The sequence below is a fragment of the Streptomyces sp. NPDC035033 genome, assembly GCF_040636735.1.
Classification (GTDB): Bacteria; Actinomycetota; Actinomycetes; order Streptomycetales; family Streptomycetaceae; genus Streptomyces.
Genome location: NZ_JBEZUZ010000062.1, coordinates 26,922 through 46,655, shown reverse-complemented (window position 1 = coordinate 46,655; position 19,734 = coordinate 26,922). Strand labels below are relative to the sequence as shown.

At 72.3% G+C, this 19,734-nt stretch carries 22 protein-coding genes; 6 read left to right on the top strand and 16 right to left on the bottom strand.

Features of this window, described 5'->3' with window-relative positions:
- The 3 genes from AB0E83_RS23655 to AB0E83_RS23645 all read right to left on the bottom strand — a co-directional run.
- The coding region (locus AB0E83_RS23655; RefSeq protein WP_362115218.1) for a GntR family transcriptional regulator at positions 1-235 on the bottom strand (235 nt) is incomplete at its 3' end.
- 128 nt (positions 236-363) lie between these two features.
- Positions 364-1,809: an alkaline phosphatase PhoX gene (locus tag AB0E83_RS23650; protein WP_362115215.1), complete on the bottom strand. Its 1,446-nt coding sequence runs from the start codon at positions 1,807-1,809 to the stop codon at positions 364-366.
- A gap of 123 nt (positions 1,810-1,932) precedes the next feature.
- Entirely contained in the window at positions 1,933-3,381 is a 1,449-nt protein-coding gene (locus tag AB0E83_RS23645) for a hypothetical protein (RefSeq protein ID WP_362115212.1), read from the bottom strand.
- 229 nt (positions 3,382-3,610) lie between these two features.
- Between AB0E83_RS23645 and AB0E83_RS23640 the strand changes: the two genes are divergently transcribed.
- On the top strand, positions 3,611-5,449 hold the full coding sequence (locus tag AB0E83_RS23640) for an endonuclease/exonuclease/phosphatase family protein (protein ID WP_362115209.1): 1,839 nt from the start codon (positions 3,611-3,613) through the stop codon (positions 5,447-5,449).
- A 15-nt stretch (positions 5,450-5,464) separates the two neighbouring features.
- On the opposite strand, the gene AB0E83_RS23635 is transcribed toward AB0E83_RS23640, so the two are convergent.
- Complete coding sequence (locus tag AB0E83_RS23635; RefSeq protein WP_362115206.1) at positions 5,465-6,214, bottom strand: antibiotic biosynthesis monooxygenase; 750 nt, start codon at positions 6,212-6,214, stop codon at positions 5,465-5,467.
- A gap of 65 nt (positions 6,215-6,279) precedes the next feature.
- On the opposite strand from AB0E83_RS23635, the gene AB0E83_RS23630 reads away from it, so the two are divergent.
- Together AB0E83_RS23630 and dapA are read left to right on the top strand one after the other, a co-directional pair.
- Positions 6,280-6,723: a GNAT family N-acetyltransferase gene (locus AB0E83_RS23630; protein ID WP_362115203.1), complete on the top strand. Its 444-nt coding sequence runs from the start codon at positions 6,280-6,282 to the stop codon at positions 6,721-6,723.
- 78 nt (positions 6,724-6,801) lie between these two features.
- Positions 6,802-7,695: a 4-hydroxy-tetrahydrodipicolinate synthase gene (gene dapA / locus AB0E83_RS23625; RefSeq protein ID WP_362115200.1), complete on the top strand. Its 894-nt coding sequence runs from the start codon at positions 6,802-6,804 to the stop codon at positions 7,693-7,695.
- On the opposite strand, the gene AB0E83_RS23620 is transcribed toward dapA, so the two are convergent.
- The 4 genes from AB0E83_RS23620 to AB0E83_RS23605 all read right to left on the bottom strand — a co-directional run bounded on the left by AB0E83_RS23620 (position 7,674) and on the right by AB0E83_RS23605 (position 9,912).
- Positions 7,674-7,892, bottom strand: coding sequence for a hypothetical protein (locus tag AB0E83_RS23620; RefSeq protein ID WP_362115197.1), 219 nt, complete (start codon positions 7,890-7,892; stop codon positions 7,674-7,676). The two genes, dapA and AB0E83_RS23620, sit on opposite strands and share 22 nt — an antisense overlap.
- Positions 7,893-7,967: 75 nt before the next feature.
- Positions 7,968-8,951, bottom strand: coding sequence for a 2,3,4,5-tetrahydropyridine-2,6-dicarboxylate N-succinyltransferase (gene dapD, locus AB0E83_RS23615; RefSeq protein WP_362115194.1), 984 nt, complete (start codon positions 8,949-8,951; stop codon positions 7,968-7,970).
- Positions 8,952-8,995: 44 nt separating this feature from the next.
- Positions 8,996-9,592: a TetR family transcriptional regulator gene (locus AB0E83_RS23610; protein WP_362115191.1), complete on the bottom strand. Its 597-nt coding sequence runs from the start codon at positions 9,590-9,592 to the stop codon at positions 8,996-8,998.
- On the bottom strand, positions 9,592-9,912 hold the full coding sequence (locus AB0E83_RS23605; RefSeq protein WP_362115189.1) for a multidrug efflux SMR transporter: 321 nt from the start codon (positions 9,910-9,912) through the stop codon (positions 9,592-9,594). The genes AB0E83_RS23610 and AB0E83_RS23605 overlap by 1 nt, the downstream gene beginning before the upstream one ends.
- 62 nt (positions 9,913-9,974) lie before the next feature.
- On the opposite strand from AB0E83_RS23605, the gene AB0E83_RS23600 reads away from it, so the two are divergent.
- Positions 9,975-11,042: an oxidoreductase gene (locus AB0E83_RS23600; RefSeq protein WP_362115186.1), complete on the top strand. Its 1,068-nt coding sequence runs from the start codon at positions 9,975-9,977 to the stop codon at positions 11,040-11,042.
- A 73-nt stretch (positions 11,043-11,115) separates the two neighbouring features.
- Here the strand turns inward: AB0E83_RS23600 and AB0E83_RS23595 are convergent, their stop codons facing one another.
- From AB0E83_RS23595 to AB0E83_RS23560, 8 genes are all read right to left on the bottom strand, one after another.
- Entirely contained in the window at positions 11,116-11,481 is a 366-nt protein-coding gene (locus AB0E83_RS23595; RefSeq protein ID WP_362115183.1) for a metal-sulfur cluster assembly factor, read from the bottom strand.
- A complete protein-coding gene (gene sufU, locus AB0E83_RS23590) occupies positions 11,478-11,939 on the bottom strand; it encodes a Fe-S cluster assembly sulfur transfer protein SufU (RefSeq protein ID WP_362115181.1) in 462 nt (153 codons plus the stop codon). Before sufU ends, AB0E83_RS23595 begins: the two co-directional genes overlap by 4 nt.
- A 13-nt stretch (positions 11,940-11,952) precedes the next feature.
- A complete protein-coding gene (locus AB0E83_RS23585) occupies positions 11,953-13,221 on the bottom strand; it encodes a cysteine desulfurase (protein WP_362115178.1) in 1,269 nt (422 codons plus the stop codon).
- Positions 13,218-13,982, bottom strand: coding sequence for a Fe-S cluster assembly ATPase SufC (sufC, locus tag AB0E83_RS23580; RefSeq protein WP_362115175.1), 765 nt, complete (start codon positions 13,980-13,982; stop codon positions 13,218-13,220). The genes AB0E83_RS23585 and sufC overlap by 4 nt, the downstream gene beginning before the upstream one ends.
- A gap of 7 nt (positions 13,983-13,989) precedes the next feature.
- A complete protein-coding gene (locus AB0E83_RS23575; protein WP_030322524.1) occupies positions 13,990-14,307 on the bottom strand; it encodes a bifunctional 3-phenylpropionate/cinnamic acid dioxygenase ferredoxin subunit in 318 nt (105 codons plus the stop codon).
- Positions 14,307-15,488, bottom strand: coding sequence for a Fe-S cluster assembly protein SufD (gene sufD / locus AB0E83_RS23570; RefSeq protein ID WP_362115171.1), 1,182 nt, complete (start codon positions 15,486-15,488; stop codon positions 14,307-14,309). Before sufD ends, AB0E83_RS23575 begins: the two co-directional genes overlap by 1 nt.
- Positions 15,489-15,556: 68 nt before the next feature.
- On the bottom strand, positions 15,557-16,972 hold the full coding sequence (gene sufB / locus AB0E83_RS23565; RefSeq protein ID WP_362115168.1) for a Fe-S cluster assembly protein SufB: 1,416 nt from the start codon (positions 16,970-16,972) through the stop codon (positions 15,557-15,559).
- A complete protein-coding gene (locus AB0E83_RS23560; RefSeq protein WP_362115165.1) occupies positions 16,969-17,694 on the bottom strand; it encodes a metalloregulator ArsR/SmtB family transcription factor in 726 nt (241 codons plus the stop codon). The genes sufB and AB0E83_RS23560 overlap by 4 nt, the downstream gene beginning before the upstream one ends.
- Before the next feature lie 204 nt (positions 17,695-17,898).
- Here AB0E83_RS23560 and AB0E83_RS23555 point away from each other — a divergent pair, with 204 nt between their 5' ends.
- Together AB0E83_RS23555 and AB0E83_RS23550 are read left to right on the top strand one after the other, a co-directional pair.
- A complete protein-coding gene (locus AB0E83_RS23555; RefSeq protein ID WP_362115162.1) occupies positions 17,899-18,843 on the top strand; it encodes an ABC transporter ATP-binding protein in 945 nt (314 codons plus the stop codon).
- An 88-nt stretch (positions 18,844-18,931) separates the two neighbouring features.
- Positions 18,932-19,696, top strand: coding sequence for an ABC transporter permease (locus tag AB0E83_RS23550; RefSeq protein ID WP_362115159.1), 765 nt, complete (start codon positions 18,932-18,934; stop codon positions 19,694-19,696).
- Positions 19,697-19,734: the final 38 nt, after the last annotated feature.

Below are 19,734 nucleotides of genomic sequence, written 5' to 3'. Positions count from 1 at the left end.
CCGGACGGGTGACCCGGGTGTAGCTCTGCGGCTTGGTCTCGACGAGGCCCTCGACGGTGAGCCGGGCCAGGGCGTCGCGGACGGGCGCGCGGGAGAGGCCGAGCCGGTCGGCGAGGTCGGCGTCCTTGAGGAGCGCGCCGGGGGCGAGGTCGCCGCGCACGATCGCCTCGCGCAGCGATTCGTAGGCCCGGTCGCGCAACAGGGTCCGGCCCACCGGCCGCAGAGCGTCGTCCATGGACTGACAGGTTAGATGTCAGTCCACGGAGCCGACAGGGGATCGGGGAACCTGGCGGGAACCCGACGGGAACCCGACGCGAATCCTCACAGGTCCTCCCGCGTCCGGCCGCCCGGACCGGCGGGGCGTCAGCGGCGGGGCTGGCGGCGCCAGGGGCCGGTGATCGCGACCATGATGCCCGGGGACTGGATGCTGGCGTACAGGGTGTCGCCGTCGGGCGAGAAGACGACGCCGGTGAACTCGCTGTCGTTGAGGTCGTTGCGCGCGATCGGGTAGGTGCGGCCCGAGTCCGTGGCGCCGAAGAGGTGCGACACGCCCTCGCCGTCCTCGGCGATGACGAGCCCGCCGTACGGGGAGACGGTGATGTTGTCCGGGCCGTCGAAGGCGCCGTCCCGCTCGGGCGCCGCGTTCACGCCGAGCAGCACCTTGAGGGTGAGGGTGCGGCGCTTGGGGTCGTAGAACCAGACCTGGCCGTCGTGGGCCGCGCCGGGGCTCTCCTCACGGGCGTACGAGGAGACGACGTAGGCGCCGCCGTCCGCCCACCACATGCCCTCCAGCTTCCGGCCGCGGGTGACCTGGGCGTCGGTGAACTGCTTGCGCACGGGCACGGTGCGGGCGTCGCGGTCGGGGACGTCCACCCAGTCGACGCCGTAGACGGTGCCGATGCGGGTGGCACGGGAGAGGTCGTCGACGAACCGGCCGGCGGAGTCGATGCAGCGGGCGGCCTGGAGGACGCCGGCGTCGTCGGCGAGGGCGCGCAGCCTGCCCCGGCCGTGCTCGAAGTCCTGCGGCGGGACCCAGCGGAAGAGCAGGCCGTTGGGGTTGGAGGCGTCCTCGGTCAGGTAGGCGTGGCCGCGCTTCGGGTCGACGACGACGGCCTCGTGGTCGTAGCGGCCGAAGAACTTGAGGGGCTTGGGGTCGAGGTTGGCCCGCCGGTCGCGGGGGTCGACCTCGAAGACGTACCCGTGGTCCTTGGTCATGCCGTTCTTGCCGGCGAGGTCGGAGTTCTCCTCGCAGGTCAGCCAGGTGCCCCAGGCGGTGCGGCCGCCGGCGCAGTTGGTGGAGGTGCCGGCGATGCCGACCCACTCGGCGACGGTGCCGTCGCGGTGGATCTCGACGACGGTGCAGCCGCCGGCCGCGGCGGGGTCGTAGACCAGGCCCTCGGTGAGCGGGACGGGGTGCGCCCACTTGGAGCGGGCGCCCTTGAGCTCGTGGTTGTAGACCACGTACGTGGTGCCGCGCGGGCCGGCGAAGGTGGCGGCGCCGTCGTGGTGGGAGGGGGTGAACTCGCCGCTCTCCAGGCGGGTGACGCCGGTGCGGGTGATCACGCGGTAGGAGAAGCCCTCGGGCAGGGCGAGGAGGCCGTCGGGGTCGGCGACGAGCGGGCCGTAGCCGAGGCGGTCGTGGCCGTGGCCGTCGTACCCGCGGTCGTCGCCGTCGCGGCCGGGGCCGCCGTGGGCGCGCTCGTCGCTCGCGAGGGCCTCGGGGGCGGTGGCGAGGACGCCGACGGCGCCGGTGAGGGCGAAGCCGGCGGCGGCGGACTTCTGGGTGAACTCTCTGCGGTTGAGGGCCATGGTGTGCGGTCTCTCCCTGCTGCGGGCCGGATGTCGCGCACACCATGGCGCGCCCGCGGGAACGGGGGCTGAACACCGCGGGAACGCCCCCGGACGGCCGGGGGCGCACGGGAGGGGCGGGGGTCAGGCCGAGCCGGTGCGCGAGCGGGCCTTGAAGGCGGCCTTGCGGGCCTCCTTGGCGGCCGTCTTGTCCGGGTGGAGCCGGCCCATCGCGTCCAGGACGTCGGCCGTGGCCGGGTGCTCGACCCGCCAGGCGGTCTCCAGGAAGCCGGTGTGACGGCTGGTCAGGCCCTCGATGAGCTCCTGGAGTTCGGACAGGTCGCCGACGGCGTCGAGCTGGGCGGCGATGGTGTCCACGGCGAGCCAGAAGATCATGGACTCGGGCGGCGGGGGGACGTCGGAGGCGCCGCGCTCGGTGAGCCAGACGCGGGCGAGGCCGCCGAGCTCGGGGTCGTCGAGGACGGCGCGGACCACCGGCTCGGCCTCCGGGCCGACGAGGGCGAGGGCCTGCTGGCAGTGGAGGCGGCGCAGCGGGGAGGCCGGGTCGGAGCCGCGGGCGGCGGCGAGGAGTTCGGCGGCGGCGGGCACCGGTTCGCGGCCGGCGAGCCAGGCCTCGGTCTCGGCGCGGGCGGCGGCCCCGGGGTAGCCGGCGAGGCCGTCGAGGAGGGCGTCGGCGTCCTTCTCCGCGAGCTCGCCGACGGCGGGGGCCACCACCCCGGCCTCCAGCATGCGGGCGCGGACGCCGTAGAGGCCGAGCGGGGTGAGCCGGACCATGCCGTAGCGGGTGACGTCCTCGTCGTCCACGGGCGGGGCGGGCTCCTCGCCCTCCTCGGCCATCAGGGCCTCGTCGACGGGCTGGTACTCGACGAGGCCGATGGGCTCCAGGAGCCGGAACTGCTCGTCGAGCCGCATCATCGCGTCGGAGACCTGCTCCAGGACGTCGTCGGTGGGCTCGCCCATGTCGTCGGGGACGACCATGGAGGCGGCGAGCGCGGGCAGCGGCACGGGGCCGTCGCCGGGGCCGCCCTCGCTGACGGTCAGCAGGTAGAGGTTGCCGAGGACGCCCTCCAGGAAGTCGGCCTCCGCCTCGGGGTCCCAGTCCAGGGTGTCGAGGTCGAGGCCGCCGTCCTCGTCGAGGAGGGGCTCCAGGTCGTCCAGGACGGGGGCGACGGCGTCGGCGAAGACGGCGTCGAAGGCGTCCAGCCAGAGCCCGAGGACGTCCTGGGGCGCGCCGCCGGTGACGACGGCGAGGTTCTCGCCGGCGGCGGCGGTGCCGGGGGTCTCGTCGTCGGCGCCGTCCTCGACGTCGACGAGGCCGGTGTCGACGGCGAGCCGCCAGGCGTCGCCCGCCCAGTACTCGGCGTCCTCGTCGTCGGCGAGGCCGAGGGCGACGGCGGCGTCCGGGAGCTGCTCGTCGACGAGTTCGCCGCCGGCGCCGACCCGGGTGTCGGGGCCGGCCCAGCGGGCGAGGCGCACGGCGTGGGCGAGGAGGGGGGCGGCCAGGGCGTCCCGAGCCAGCTCCGCGTCCGAGGGCAGCCGAACGGGGGGAAGGGTGGGGTGCTCCGCAGCCATGTGGGGGATCTCCTCGACGCGCGCGTGGATCGGTGGGGTGCCCGGTGGGACCGGCCGGCACCGGTGTGGGCCGGCGTCTCAGCGTAGACGCATCCGGGGGGCCTTCCGCCGGTTCACGGGACCGTCAGCCTTCGTACACCCGTCGACCCTTGACAAGTGGGGCGCTCTCACCGGAGATTGACGCGCGTAGATGCCTCTGCCGTTCCTCCAAGCACCTCGGAGCCTCCTGATGTCTTCCTCCATACCGAGATCCGCCGCCGTCTCCGCGGTGGTCGCGGCCGCCCTCGCGGCCGGGCTGCTCGCCGGTTCGCAGACCGCCGCGGCCGAGGACGCCGCCGCCGTCCGCATCCACGACGTCCAGGGCACGACCCGGGTCTCGCCGCTGGCCGGCAAGCAGGTCACCGGGGTGACGGGCGTCGTCACCGGCGTCCGCGGGTACGGCTCCTCGCGCGGCTTCTGGATGCAGGACCCGCAGGGCGACGGGAACCCGGCCACCAGCGAGGGCCTGTTCGTCTTCACGGGCTCCACCCCGGCGGTCGCGGTCGGCGACGCGGTCAGCGTCGACGGCACGGTCACCGAGTACGTCCCCGGCGGCCTGAACTCCGGCAACCAGTCGCTGACCCAGCTCTCCCGCCCCAAGGTCACCGTGGTCTCGAAGGGCAACGCGCTGCCCGCCCCGGTCCACATCGCCCCCTGGTCGGTGCCGGACGCCTACGCCCCCGAGGGCGACCCGGCGAACGGCGGCTCGATCAACGGCCTGGAGCTGGACCCCGACGCGTACGCCCTGGACTACTACGAGTCGCTGGAGGGCACCAACGTCCGCGTCGGCTCCTCCCGGGTGGTCGGCGCCACCGACCCGTACTCCGAGCTGTGGGTCACGGTGAAGCCGTGGGAGAACGACAACGAGCGCGGCGGCACGGTCTACGGCTCGTACGCCTCCCAGAACACCGGCCGGCTCCAGATCCAGTCGCTGATCCCGCTCGCCCAGCAGCCCTTCCCGAAGGCGAACGTCGGCGACTGGCTGACCGGTTCGACCGAGGGCCCGCTCGACTTCAACCAGTTCGGCGGCTACACGCTGACCGCCCGCACCCTCGGCACCCTCCAGGACATGGGCCTGGAGCGCGAGGTGACCGAGAAGCAGCACAAGAACGAGCTGGCCGTGGCCACGTACAACGTGGAGAACCTCGACCCGACCGACCCGCAGGAGAAGTTCGACGCGCTCGCGAAGGCGGTCGTGGAGAACCTGGCCGCGCCGGACGTCCTCGCCCTGGAGGAGATCCAGGACGACAACGGCGCCAAGAACGACGGCACGGTCTCGGCCGGCCAGACGCTGAAGAAGTTCACGGACGCGATCGTGGCGGCCGGCGGCCCGGCGTACGAGTGGCGCTCGGTCGACCCGCAGAACAACAAGGACGGCGGCGAGCCCGGCGGCAACATCCGTCAGGTCTTCCTCTTCAACCCCGAGCGGGTCTCCTTCGTGGACCGCGCGGGCGGCGACGCGACCACCGCGACCGGCGTCACCGGCTCGAAGGGCCGCGCCGCCCTGACCCTCTCCCCCGGCCGGATCGACCCGGCGAACGCCGCCTGGGAGGCCAGCCGCAAGCCGCTGGCGGGCGAGTTCCTCTTCCGCGGCCGCACGGTCTTCGTCATCGCCAACCACTTCGGCTCGAAGGGCGGCGACGAGGGCCTGACCTCCCACCACCAGCCGCCGAACCGTTCCTCCGAGGCCAAGCGCCTCCTCCAGGCGCAGGCCGTCAACGCCTTCGTGAAGGAGATCACGGCGATCGACAAGCAGGCGGACGTCCTGGTCGTCGGCGACATCAACGACTTCGAGTTCTCGGCGACCACCGAGGCGCTGACCGACGGCGGCGTGCTGTACCCGGCCGTGAAGTCGCTGCCGGCCTCCGAGCGCTACTCGTACGTCTACCAGGGCAACAGCCAGGTCCTCGACCAGATCCTGACCAGCCCCGGCGTGCACCACTTCGCGTACGACAGCGTGCACATCAACGCCGAGTTCGCGGACCAGGACAGCGACCACGACCCGCAGGTCCTGCGCTTCCGCCCGTGACCCGGAGGGCGCTTCTCACGCGCCCGCGCTCAGACCGAGCGCGGGCGCGTAGCGCCGTACCCGGCCGCCGGTGAGCCGCGGGTCGTGCTGCACCCGCCGCCACGCCTCGCTCAGCGGGGCGGCGTCCGCGAGCCATTCCTCGTGGGCCCGCTCGCTCTCCCACTCGGCGTAGTTGAGGACCCGGCCGCCGTCGGTGGAGAGGTGGAAGTTGCCGCTGATCCCGCCGGACGCCGGCCGGGCCGCCGTGGCCTCGTCGTCCGCCAGGGCCGCCAGGACGCGCTCCACCCACTCCTCCCGCTGTCCGGCGGCCCCGTCGGCGTCGAAGTCCGCCTCGACGACCACGACGATCCCCGGCTCCTTCCCCGGGCCCGCCGTGCGGTGGACGGTGGAGCGGTGGACCGGCCCGTAGCGACGGAGTTCGACCCGCTCGATGCCGGGCACGGCGGCGTCGATCTCGGCGTTCCGGTCGTCCCGGAAGGTCCGGACGAACTCCTCGTACGCCTCCTCCCCGGTCCACTGCGAGTAGTGCAGCAGCGTCTCCCCGTCGGTGCCGGCGAGGACGCTGTACGAGAGCAGGTCGGGGGTGGGCCACGCCCGGCGCTCCCAGGTCGTGCGGATGGCCTCCACGGCGGCCCCCTGGCGCTCGGGGGTGCCGACCCGCCAGGTGCTGACGAGGACGGCGCCGACTCCGGGGCGGTGCGGCTCGGGACGGGCGCCAAGGCGCGCGACGGTCTTCATGCGGATCTCCTTCTGCTCGGTGCGCATGACCCGAGCCTCCTTCCTCGACCTTGGTCGAGGTCAAGGGTTTTCGGCATGGCAGACTTCGGCCCGTGATCCTCCGCCCCGCCACCCGCGCCGAACTCCCCGCCGTCCTCGCCCTCCTGGCCGACGAGGAGCGGGTCGTCGACCCCGCGACCGTCCAGGTCACCGAGGCGTACGAGCGCGCCTTCGCGGCCATCGAGACCGACCCCCGCAACGAGATGCTGGTCCTGGTGGAGGAGGGCCTCGTCCTCGGCTGCCTCCAGGCCACCTACATCCCCGGCCTCGGCAAGGGCGGCGCCGAGCGCGCGCTGGTCGAGGCCGTCCGGATCCGGGCGGACCGCCGGGGCACGGGCCTGGGCCGCCGGCTGATGGAGCTGGCCGCCGACCGGGCGCGGGCCCGCGGCTGCGCCCTCGTCCAGCTGACCAGCAACAAGGAGCGCGCCGGCGCCCACCGCTTCTACGCCTCGCTGGGGTACGCCCGGAGCCACGAGGGCTTCAAGCTGACGCTCTGAACCCTTCACCCGGGCTGAACGTTTCGCCGAAGCAGATCTAAGTGGACCTTCCCGGACGGACGCGGCCAGACTTCCCGCATGAGCACTCCGGGAACGCACCGCCCCTTCGGCCGCGCCCTCTGCGCGATGGTCACCCCCTTCACCGGCTCCGGCGCCCTCGACCTCGACGCGGCCGGGAAACTGGCCGCCCGGCTGGTCGGCGAGGGCTGCGACGGACTGGTCCTGAACGGCACCACCGGCGAGTCCCCCACCACCTCGGACGAGGAGAAGGCGGCGCTGATCCGGGCGGTGCGGGAAGCGGTCGGCCCGGCCCCGGCGCTGGTCGCGGGCGTCGGCACCGCCGACACCCGGCACACCGTGGAGCTGGCCCGGCAGGCGGAGGCCGCCGGCGCCGACGGACTGCTCGTCGTCACCCCGTACTACAGCCGCCCGCCGCAGGACGCGGTCGCCGCCCACTTCCTGAAGGTCGCGGACTCCACCGGGCTCCCCCTGATGGTCTACGACATCCCCGGCCGCACCGGCACCCGCGTCGAGCCCGACACCATGCGCCGGCTCGCCGGGCACCCGCGGATCACGGCCGTGAAGGACTGCTCGTACGACCTGATGACCTCGGCCCGGCTGATCGCGGAGACCCCGCTCGCGTACTACTCCGGCAGCGAGGAGCTGAACCTGCCGCTCTACGCGGTCGGCGGCGCCGGCTACGTGAGCACGGTCGCCAACGTGGCGCCGCGCCCGCTCGCCGCCGTCCTCGACGCGTACGACTCCGGCGACACCGCCCTGGCCGCCCGGCTGCACGCCCGGACGCTGCCGCTCGTCGAGCGGATGATGGCCGCGGGCCTGCCGGGCACGGTCACCGCGAAGGCGCTCCTCGGCGGCCCGGTCCGGGAACCGCTGCGGCCCGCCGGCCGGGAGACGGCCGACGGGCTGCGGGTGCTCCTGGAGGAGCTGCTTCAGGCGGAATCGGTGGTGTGAGTCCGCCCCAGGACCGCCGCGTGCTCCAGGACGTCCTCCAGGGGATCGTCGATCTGTCCGGTGTGCAGGGTGAGACTGGGGCCGTTGGTCACGGTCGGCCCGTTGTGCGTGTGCGTCTCGTCCGCCAGGGCGGCGCCCGCCGGCAGCAGCACGGCCGCCGCGGTGAGCACCGCGGCGGCCATGGGCTTCGTCCTCATGTCGACTCCTCGCCTCGTCCGGGTGGAGCACTGCGCTCCGCAGTGACAACGCTCCGGGACGAGGTTCGGTTGTCGTCAGTTGTGGCTGTGCAGGATGTCGTTGAGACCGCCCCAGACCGCGTTGTTCGGGCGGGCCTCGACGGCGCCGGTGACCGAGTTGCGGCGGAAGAGGATGTTCGACTGCCCGGAGAGGTCGCGGGCCTTGACGATCTGGCCGTCGGGCAGGGTGACCCGGGTGCCGGCGGTGACGTACAGGCCGGCCTCGACGACGCACTCGTCGCCGAGCGCGATGCCGACGCCCGCCTCGGCGCCGACCAGGCAGCGCTCGCCGATGGAGATGACGACGTTGCCGCCGCCGGAGAGGGTGCCCATGGTGGAGGCGCCGCCGCCGATGTCGGAGCCGTCGCCGACGACGACGCCGGCGGAGATGCGGCCCTCGACCATGGAGGTGCCGAGCGTGCCGGCGTTGAAGTTGACGAAGCCCTCGTGCATGACGGTGGTGCCGGCGGCGAGGTGGGCGCCGAGGCGGACCCGGTCGGCGTCGGCGATGCGGACGCCGGCGGGCACGACGTAGTCGGTCATGCGGGGGAACTTGTCGACGGAGGTCACCGAGAGCTGGAGGCCCTCGGCGCGGGCGCGCAGGCGCACCTTCTCGACGTCGTCGACGGCGACCGGGCCGAGCGAGGTCCAGGCGACGTTGGCCAGGTGGCCGAAGATGCCGTCCAGGTTCTGGCCGTGCGGCTTCACCAGGCGGTGGCTCAGCAGGTGGAGGCGGAGGTAGACGTCGTGGGCGTCGAGCGGCTTGTCGTCGAGGGAGGCGACGACGGTGCGGACGGCGACCACCTCGACGCCGCGGCGGGCGTCCACGCCGAGGGCCTTGGCGGCGCCCTCGCCGAGGGCGTTCACCGCCTCGTCCGGGGAGAGCCGCGTGGTGCCGGCCGGGCCGGGCGCGTCGCTGAGCTCGGGAGCGGGGAACCAGGTGTCGAGAACGGTGCCGTCACCGGCGAGGGTGGCGAGGCCGGCGGCGACGGCGCCGGTGGTGCGAGGAGCAGTGGTCATGACGGAAAACCTAACGGGCGGGGCGGCGCGCGGGCCAACCGGTCTCAGGTGCCGGTCGGCCCGGCCGGAGCATCCGACGAGTCGCCGGCCCGCCCTTTCGGGCCTTCGTTCAGGATCCGGGCCAGCATCTCGCGGGCGTACGCCTCGTCGTACGGCGCGCCGGTGAGCAGCGCCTGGAGGCCGAGGCCGTCGAGGAGGGCGGCCACGGCGCGGGCGGTGGCCCGCCCGGTGCGCGGGGCGAGGACGGCGACGACCGCCTCGGTCCACTCGGCGACGACGGGGCGCAGCGCGGGCCGGCGCAGGGCGGCGAGGTAGAGCTCGTACTCCAGCTCCACCCCGGTCCGGTCCCCGCCGAGCCACTCCCCGAGGAGCCGGGCGAGCGGGCCGGCGAGTCCGTCGCGGTCGGGGACGGCCGCGCGCGCCAGCTCCTCGGCGAAGCCGGCGTCGGCCTTCCTGAGGGCGCCGACGAGGAGTTCGTCGAGGGAGGAGAAGTGGTACGTGGTGGAGCCGAGCGGCACGTCCGCCTCGGCGGCGACCGTGCGGTGGCTCAGCCCGCCGATCCCGTACCGCCGGACCACCCGCAGGGCGGCGTCCACGATCCGCTCCCGCCGCCCGGGGTCGTACCGCCGGGGCCGCGCCATCAGTGGGCCCCGCCCAGGTTGAGCACGGCGACCCCGGCGACGATGAGGACGATGCCGGCGATCTTGGCGAGGTTCAGCGTCTCCCCGAGGAAGAGGATCCCTATGCCGGCGACGGCCGCCGTGCCGACGCCGGACCAGATCGCGTAGGCGGTCCCGACCTGGAGGGTCTTGAGCGCCTGGGCGAGCAGCGCGAAGGCGACGAGGTACCCGGCGCCGGTGACGACCGAGGGCCAGAACCTGCTGAAGCCCTCGCTGTACTTCATGGAGGTGGTGGCGATGATCTCGGCCGCGATGGCCCCGGCGAGCAGTCCGTAACCCATGTGTACGAGGGTACACACGGGTGTGTACGGGCGTACGCAACGGCGGCCGCTACCGTGTCCGCATGACTTATGCCCCTGGACCGTACGGGTACGGCTACGCGCCCTCCCCTCCGCCGCCGAAGCCCGGCGTGATACCCCTGGCGCCGCTCGACCTGAACCACGTCCTGGGGGGTGCCTTCGGCGCGTACCGCCGCCACTGGAAGGAGCTCCTCGGCATCACCCTGGTCGCCTACGCGCTGGCCGCCGCGGTGATCGCCGGGCTCGGCGCGGCCCTCTGGGCCGCCCTCGCCGACCGGTGGGAGGCCATGGCGGACACCTCCGCCCCCGGGGAGCCCGGCCTCTCGGACCTCTCGCCGCTCTTCATCGGCCTGGGTTCCTTCTGGCTGGTCTTCTCGCTGGGGGTGCTGCTGGCGACGGGGCTGCTGTACGCGGCCGTCGGGGTCGTGGTCCAGGAGGCGGTGCTCGGCCGCCGGGCCCGCTTCGGGACGGTGTGGCGCCGGGCCTGGTCCCGGCTCGGCCCGGTGCTCGGCACGGTCGCCCTGCCGGCGCTGGCCGTCCTCGTGCCGGTGCTGCTCTTCCTGGCCGGCTTCTTCCTGCTGCTGGGCGCGATGGTCGCGAGCATCGGAACGGACGGGGGCGACGGGACCGGCTGGGCGCTCTCCGGGCTGCTCTTCCTCCTCCTCGGCTTCGGGACGATGCCTCTGGCCCTGTGGATCTGGGTGAAGTTCAGCCTCGCCCCGACGGCCGCCGTCGTCGAGTCCGCCGGCACGCTGACCGCCCTGCGCCGCTCCTCGGAGCTGGTCCGCGGCTCCTGGTGGCGGATCTTCGGCTACACGCTGGTGATGATGCTGATCGTCGGCTGCGTCTCGTTCGCCGTGCAGATGGCGATCTCCCTGGCGACGCAGGTCTCGCTCTTCGCCGCCCCGCTCGCCCAGCACGCCACGCCCGGCACGGTCTTCACGGCCGCCGGCACCCAGATGGCCCTGCTGGCTCTGCTCCAGCTCCTGACCCAGGCCCTCCTGGGCCCCCTCCAGCCGCTGACCTCCGGCCTCCTCTACGTCGACCGGCGCATCCGCAAGGAGAACCTGGGCCCGGTCCTGGCCCGGGCGGCGGCGGGGCCGGCCGTCTGACCCGGCGGAGAACCCGGCAGCGCGAAGAGGCCCCCGGCACACGGCCGGGGGCCTCTTCGCACGCGGTCACCGCTCAGACGTTGAAGCCGAGCGCGCGGAGCTGCTCGCGGCCGTCGTCGGTGATCTTGTCCGGGCCCCACGGGGGCATCCAGACCCAGTTGATCCGCAGCTCGTTGACGATGCCGTCGGTGGCGGCGCGGGCCTGGTCCTCGATGACGTCCGTCAGCGGACAGGCCGCCGAGGTCAGGGTCATGTCCAGCGTCGCGATGTTGGCGTCGTCGATGTGGATCCCGTAGATCAGGCCGAGGTTGACGACGTCGATGCCCAGCTCGGGGTCGACGACGTCGTACAGGGCCTCGCGGATCTCCTCCTCGGAGGCCGGCTTCACCGTGGCCGCCTCGGCCTGCTCGGTCGCGTTCTCGGTCACGTTCTCGGTCATGCCGACTTCCTCTCCGCGTCGCCCAGCGCCTGGGCGGTCGCGTCCTTCCACGCCATCCAGCTGAGCAGCGCGCACTTCACACGGGCCGGGTACTTGGAGACGCCGGCGAACGCGACGGCGTCCTCCAGCACCTCCTCCATGGCGTCGTCCGGCTCGACCTGGCCCTTGGACTGCATCAGCTCCAGGAAGGTCTCCTGGATCCGCCGCGCCTCGGTCAGCTCCTTGCCGACGAGCAGCTCGTTGAGGACGGAGGCCGAGGCCTGGCTGATGGAGCAGCCCTGGCCCTCGTACGAGACGTCCGCGACGCGCTCGCCGTCGTACTTCACGCGGAGCGTGATCTCGTCGCCGCACGTCGGGTTGACGTGGTGCACCTCGGCGTCGCCGTCCCGCAAGCCCCGCCCGTGCGGGTGCTTGTAGTGGTCCAGGATGACGTCCTGGTACATCGAATCCAGCTTCACAGCCTCAGCCGCCCTATCCGAAGAAGTTACGGACGTGCTCCAGTCCCTCGACCAGGGCGTCGACCTCGGCCGGGGTGGAGTACAGGTAGAACGACGCCCGCGTGGTCGCAGGAATTCCGTACCGCAGGCAGACCGGCCGCGCGCAGTGGTGGCCGACCCGGACCGCGATGCCCTGCTCGTCCAGCACCTGCCCCACGTCGTGGGGGTGGATGTCCCCGAGCGTGAAGGAGATCGCCGCGCCGCGGTCCTCGGCCGTGGTGGGGCCGATGATCCGCAGGTCGGGGACCTCCTGGAGGCGGCGGACGGCGTACTCGGTGATCGCGTGCTCGTGGCGCGCGATGTTCTCCATGCCGATCGCCGACAGGTAGTCCACGGCCGCGCCGAGGCCGACGGCCTGGGCGATCGGGGGCGTACCCGCCTCGAACTTGTGCGGGGCCGGCGCGTAGGTGGAGGAGTGCATCGAGACGGTCTCGATCATCTCGCCGCCGCCGAGGAAGGGCGGCAGGTCCTCCAGGAGCTCCTGCCGTCCCCACAGCACGCCGATGCCGGTGGGGCCGCACATCTTGTGGCCGGTGAAGGCCACGAAGTCGGCCTGGAGCGCCTGCACGTCCAGGACCATGTGCGGGGCCGCCTGGGAGGCGTCGACGCAGACGAGCGCACCGACCTCCTGGGCGCGCCGGACGATGGTCTCGACCGGGTTCTGGGTGCCGAGCAGGTTGGAGACCAGCGTGAAGGAGACGATCTTCGTCTTCTCCGTGATGACCTCGTCGATGTTCGACAGGTCGAGACGGCCGTCGTCGGTGAGGCCGAACCACTTCAGCTTCGCGCCGGTGCGCTGCGAGAGCAGCTGCCACGGGACGATGTTGGAGTGGTGCTCCATCTCCGTGATGGCGATCTCGGTCTCGTGGTCGACCCGGTAGGGGTCCTCGGCCCAGCCGAGCATGTTGGCCACGAGGTTGAGCGACTCGGAGGCGTTCTTGGTGAAGATCACCTCGTTGCGGCTCGGCGCGTTGATGAAGGCGGCGACCTTGTCGCGGGCGCCCTCGTACAGCGCGGTGGCCTCCTCGGCGACCGTGTAGACGCCGCGGTGCACGTTGGCGTTGTGCCGCTCGTAGTAGGCGTTGAGCGCGTCGAGGACCTGCCGCGGCTTCTGCGAGGTGGCCGCGGAGTCCAGGTACACGATCTTCTTGCCGTCGTGGACCGTGCGATCCAGGAGCGGGAAGTCCTTGCGGATCGCCTCGGTGTCGAGGAGGCCGGTCAGCCCCTGATGGGCGGAAGTCACGCGGATGCGCCACCCTTCACGTACTTGTCGTAGCCCTCGTTCTCCAGCTGGTCGGCGAGCTCGGCGCCGCCGGACTCGACGATGCGGCCGTTCGCGAACACGTGCACGAAGTCGGGCTTGATGTAGCGCAGGATGCGCGTGTAGTGGGTGATGAGGAGGGTGCCGACCTCACCGGTCTCGCGGACGCGGTTGACGCCCTCGGAGACGATGCGCAGGGCGTCGACGTCGAGGCCGGAGTCGGTCTCGTCGAGGATCGCGATCTTCGGCTTGAGGAGCTCCAGCTGGAGGATCTCGTGGCGCTTCTTCTCGCCGCCGGAGAAGCCCTCGTTGACGTTGCGCTCGGCGAAGGCCGGGTCCATCTGGAGCTTCTCCATGGCCTCCTTGACCTCCTTCACCCAGGTGCGGAGCTTGGGGGCCTCGCCGCGGATGGCGGTGGCGGAGGTGCGCAGGAAGTTGGAGACCGAGACGCCGGGGACCTCGACCGGGTACTGCATGGCGAGGAAGACGCCGGCGCGGGCGCGCTCGTCGACGGACATCTCCAGGACGTCCTCGCCGTCGAGGGTGACGGTGCCGCCGGTGATCGTGTACTTGGGGTGACCCGCCAGGGAGTACGCCAGGGTCGACTTGCCGGAGCCGTTGGGGCCCATGACCGCGTGGGTCTCACCCTGCTTGATGGTCAGGTCGACGCCCTTGAGGATCTCGCGGGGGCCGTTCTCCGCCTCGACGGAGACGTGCAGGTCGTGGATTTCGAGCGTTGCCATGGGTGACTCAGGACTCCTGGGTGACGGAGACGAGCACATCGTCCCCTTCGATCTTTACGGGGTACACGGGGACGGGGCGCGTCGCGGGAAGACCGGACGGCTTGCCGGTGCGGAGGTCGAAGCTGGAACCGTGCAGCCAGCACTCGATGGCGCAGTCCTCGACCTCACCCTCCGAGAGGGAGACGTTGGCGTGCGAGCAGATGTCGTTGATCGCGAACACCTCGCCCTCGGTGTGGACGACCGACACCGGCGTGCCGTCGACCTCGACCCGCTTCGGGGTGTCGGCCTCCAGCTCGCTCAGCGCGCAGACTCGGACGAAGGCCATCAGACGGAGGCCTCCAGCTCGGCCTCGACCTTGGCGATCAGGCGCTCCTCGACGTCCGGCAGGCCGATCTGCTGGACCAGCTCGGCGAAGAAGCCGCGGACGACGAGGCGGCGGGCCTCGGTCTCCGGAATGCCGCGGGCCATCAGGTAGAAGAGCTGCTCGTCGTCGAAGCGGCCGGTGGCGGAGGCGTGGCCGGCGCCGGCGATCTCGCCGGTCTCGATCTCCAGGTTCGGCACGGAGTCGACCCGGGCGCCGTCGGTGAGGACGAGGTTCCGGTTGAGCTCGTAGGTGTCGGTGCCCTCGGCCGCGGCCTGGATGAGGACGTCGCCGATCCACACCGCGTGCGCGTCCTGGCCCTGGAGCGCGCCCTTGTAGGCGACGTTCGAGGTGCAGTGCGGGGTGTTGTGGTCGACGAGGAGGCGGTGCTCCTGGTGCTGGCCGGCGTCGGTGAAGTACAGGCCGAAGAGCTCGGCGGAGCCGCCGGGGGCGGCGTAGCTGACGCGCGGGTGGAGGCGGACGAGGTCACCGCCGAAGGTGACGACGACCGACTTGAAGGAGGCGTCCCGGCCGAGCAGCGCGTTGTGCTGGGCGACGTGGACGGCGTCCTTCTCCCAGTCCTGGACGGAGACGACGGTGAGCTTGGCGCCGTCGCCGAGGACGAAGTCCACGTTGGCGGCGAGCACCGCGTCACCGGTGTGGTCGATGACGACGACGGCCTCGGCGAAGGCGCCGAGCTCGATCACCTGGTGGCCGAAGGCGACGCCGCCCCGGCCGTGCACGGCGATGCGGATCGGCTCGGAGAGGACGGCCTCCTTGGCGACGGTGACGACCGACGCCTTCTCGAAGGAGGAGTACGCCTGGGCGGCGACGCGGTCGACCGGCTTGCCGGCCTTGCGCAGCCGCTCGTCGTCGCGGCCGACGGTCTCCACGGTGACGCCCTCGGGGGCCTCGATCTCGACCCGGACGCCCTCGCCGGTGGCGACGGCGGTGCCGTCGTGCAGACCGCGGAGGCGGGCGAGCGGGGTGAACCGCCACTCCTCCTCGCGGCCGTGCGGGACGGGGAAGTCCGCGACGTCGTAGGACGGCGGGGCGCTCATGCGGGTGGCGACGGTGGACTCGGCGGCCACCGCGATCGAGCCGGCGGTGGTGGAGCCCGCCGGGATGTTCTGGGCGTCAGCCATGGCTGTCGTGTTGCTCTCTTCCTGCGTAAAGAATCGGTCGCTGCGGTACGGGCGGGGCGGTGGCGGTACTAGCCGACCGCGCCTTCCATCTGCAGCTCGATCAGCCGGTTCAGCTCCAGCGCGTACTCCATCGGCAGCTCCTTGGCGATCGGCTCGACGAAGCCGCGGACGATCATCGCCATGGCCTCCTGCTCGGTCAGGCCGCGCTGCATCAGGTAGAAGAGCTGGTCCTCGGAGACCTTGGAGACGGTGGCCTCGTGGCCCATGGTCACGTCGTCCTCGCGCACGTCCACGTAGGGGTACGTGTCGGAGCGGGAGATGGTGTCGACGAGCAGGGCGTCGCAGAGCACGTTGGACTTGGCGCCGGGGGCGCCCTCGCCGATCTCGATGAGGCCGCGGTAGGAGGTGCGGCCGCCGCCGCGCGCCACCGACTTGGAGACGATGGACGACGAGGTGTTCGGGGCCATGTGGACCATCTTGGCGCCGGCGTCCTGGTGCTGGCCCTCGCCCGCGAAGGCGATGGAGAGCGTCTCGCCCTTGGCGTGCTCGCCCATGAGGTAGACGGCCGGGTACTTCATGGTGACCTTGGAGCCGATGTTGCCGTCGACCCACTCCATGGTGGCGCCCTCGTAGGCGACGGCGCGCTTGGTCACCAGGTTGTAGACGTTGTTCGACCAGTTCTGGATCGTCGTGTAGCGGCAGCGGCCGCCCTTCTTCACGATGATCTCGACGACCGCGGAGTGCAGCGAGTCGGAGGAGTAGATCGGGGCGGTGCAGCCCTCGACGTAGTGGACGTAGGCGTCCTCGTCGACGATGATCAGCGTCCGCTCGAACTGGCCCATGTTCTCCGTGTTGATGCGGAAGTAGGCCTGGAGCGGGATCTCGACGTGCACGCCCTTCGGCACGTAGATGAACGAGCCGCCGGACCACACGGCCGTGTTCAGCGAGGCGAACTTGTTGTCGCCGACCGGGATGACGGTGCCGAAGTACTCCTTGAAGAGCTCCTCGTGCTCCTTCAGCGCGGTGTCGGTGTCGACGAAGATGACGCCCTGCTCCTCCAGGTCCTCGCGGATCTGGTGGTAGACGACCTCGGACTCGTACTGGGCCGCGACACCGGCGACGAGGCGCTGCTTCTCCGCCTCCGGGATGCCGAGCTTGTCGTACGTGTTCTTGATGTCCTCCGGCAGGTCCTCCCAGGACTCGGCCTGCTTCTCGGTGGACCGCACGAAGTACTTGATGTTGTCGAAGTCGATGCCGCCGAGGTCGGAGCCCCAGGTCGGCATGGGCTTCTTGTCGAAGAGCTTCAGGCCCTTGAGGCGGAGCTTCAGCATCCACTCGGGCTCGTTCTTCTTCGCGGAGATGTCGCGGACGACATCCTCGTTGAGGCCGCGCTGGGCGGCCGCACCGGCTTCGTCGGAGTCGGCCCAGCCGTACTCGTACCGACCCAGGCCCTCGAGCTCGGGGTGGCTGATCTCGGTGGTCATGCGGGCTTCCTCCCGGCCGTGCTTGCGGATGCTGTCTCAGTGGTCTGTGGGGCGCTGTGGGGGATGAACGTGGTGCAGACGCCGTCGCCGTGGGCGATGGTGGCCAGGCGCTGGACGTGCGTTCCCAGGAGGCGGGAGAAGATTTCCGTCTCCGCCTCGCACAGCTGGGGGTACTGCTCGGCGACGTGGGCGACCGGGCAGTGGTGCTGACAGAGCTGCTCGCCGACCGGCGCGTTGCGCGCAGTGGCAGCGTACCCGTCCGCCGTCAGGGCCTTGGCCAGCGCCTCGGCCCGCCGCTCGGGCTCGACCGACTCGACGGCCTCGCGGTAGGCCTCGGCCTGGGCCTCGATCCGGTCGCGGGCGAAGGCGGCGACGGCGGCCTCTCCCCCGGCGTTGCGCTCGATCCAGCGGAGCGCCTCGACGGCGAGGGAGTCGTAGGACTGGTCGAAGGCGTCCCGGCCGCAGTCGGTGAGGGCGAAGACCTTCGCGGGGCGGCCGCGGGTCCGGGCTCCGTAGACGCGCTTCTCGCGGGCCTCGACGACCTGCTCGGCGACGAGCGCGTCCAGGTGGCGCCGGACGGCGGCCTGGGTGAGGCCGAGCCGCTCGGCGAGGTCGGCGACGGTGGACGGCCCGTGGTCCAGGATGGAGCGCGCGACCCGGTTGCGCGTGGATCGCTCACGGGTCGCGAGTTCCTCCGCCGGAGCCGCGCCAAGGTTTTTCACAACGCCATTGTTGCGTAATTAATCAGGCAGTGACAAGCCGCGCCGGAAGCGGCGACGATGGCGTACATCACTCAGGTAAGGCTTACCTGACCTGCGGAAACGATCATTCGTAGGATGAATCACGGCCGCTCCGACCAGCCGTTTCCCGTCCGTCCGGCAGGGCCGTGGCAGGGCCCGTACCGGCGGGTCCTTAGACTTCCCGGCATGCGAAACGAGTCCGCCGGCAGCGCCGACACCGCCGTCCGCGTCCGCGGCCTGGTCAAGCGGTACGGCACCAAGACCGCCGTCGACGGCCTCGACCTCGACGTGCGGACCGGCACGGTCACCGCCGTCCTCGGCCCCAACGGCGCCGGCAAGACCACCACGATCGAGACCTGCGAGGGCTACCGCCGCCCCGACGCGGGCACCGTCCGCGTCCTCGGCCTCGACCCGGTCGCCGACGCCGCCGCCCTGCGCCCCCGCGTCGGCGTGATGCTCCAGTCCGGCGGCGTCTACTCCGGCGCCCGCGCCGAGGAGATGCTCCGCCACGTGGCGAAGCTGCACGCCCACCCCCTCGACGTCGACGCCCTGATCGAGCGCCTCGGCCTCGGCTCCTGCGGCCGGACGGCCTACCGGCGGCTCTCCGGCGGCCAGCAGCAGCGGCTCGCCCTCGCCCTGGCCGTGGTCGGCCGCCCCGAACTGGTCTTCCTCGACGAGCCCACCGCCGGCCTCGACCCGCAGGCCCGCCGCGCCACCTGGGACCTCGTCCGCGAGCTGCGCGCCGACGGCGTCACCACCGTCCTGACCACCCACTTCATGCAGGAGGCGGAGGAGCTCGCCGACGAGGTCGCCATCGTCGACGCCGGCCGGGTCGCCGCCCAGGGCAGCCCCGAGCAGCTCTGCCGCGGCGGCGCCGAGAACACCCTCCGCTTCACCGGCCGCCCCGGCCTCGACCTCGGCTCGCTGCTCAAGGCGCTCCCGGACGGCACCGAGGCCGCCGAGCCGCTGCCCGGCACGTACCGGATCACCGGCGCCGTCGACCCCCAGCTGCTCGCCACCGTCACCACCTGGTGCGCCCAGCACGGCGTCATGCCCGACGGCATCTCGGTCGAGCGCCACACCCTCGAAGACGTTTTCCTGGAGCTGACCGGCAAGGAGCTGAGGTCATGAAGGCGGGCAAGCCCGAGATCCGCCGGGGGTCCGGGGGTCGCCCCCCGGGAAAGCACAGCCTCGAACCGACCGGCAAGGAGCTGCGCGCATGAGCGCCGGTACGTACGCCCCGAAGCCGGGCGCCGCCCCCGTCGGGCGCATGATCGCGGCCCAGACGGCCCTGGAGACCCGGATGCTGCTCCGCAACGGCGAGCAGCTCCTCCTCACGGTGGTCATCCCGTCGCTGCTGCTGGTGCTCTTCTCGACCGTGGACGTCGTCGACACGGGCGCCGGCGAGGCCGTCGACTTCCTCGCCCCGGGCGTCCTCGCGCTCGCCGTGATGTCCACCGCCTTCACCGGCCAGGCCATCGCCACCGGCTTCGAGCGCCGCTACGGCGTCCTCAAGCGGCTCGGCGCCTCCCCGCTGCCCCGCTGGGCCCTGATGACCGCCAAGACGCTCTCCGTCCTGGTCACCGAGGTCCTCCAGGTCCTGCTGCTGACCGCCATCGCGCTCGGCCTGGGCTGGTCCCCGCACGGCGACCCGCTCTCCGTCCTGCTCCTGCTCGTCCTCGGCACCGCCGCCTTCTCCGGGCTCGGCCTGCTCATGGCGGGCACGCTCAAGGCCGAGGCGACCCTGGCCGCCGCCAACCTGGTCTTCCTGCTGCTCCTGGTCGGCGGCGGGGTGATCGTCCCGCTGGAGAAGTTCGGCGCGGCCGGCGACGTGCTGGCCCTGCTGCCCATCTCCGCCCTCTCCGACGGCCTCAGGGACGTCCTCCAGGGCGGCGCGGGCATGCCGTGGGCCGACGCCGGGATCCTCGCCGTCTGGGCCGTCCTGGGGCTCGGCGCTGCGGCGAGGTTCTTCCGCTGGGAGTAGTCGCGGGGGCTCAGAGGGTGACGTTTCCCGACAAGCCA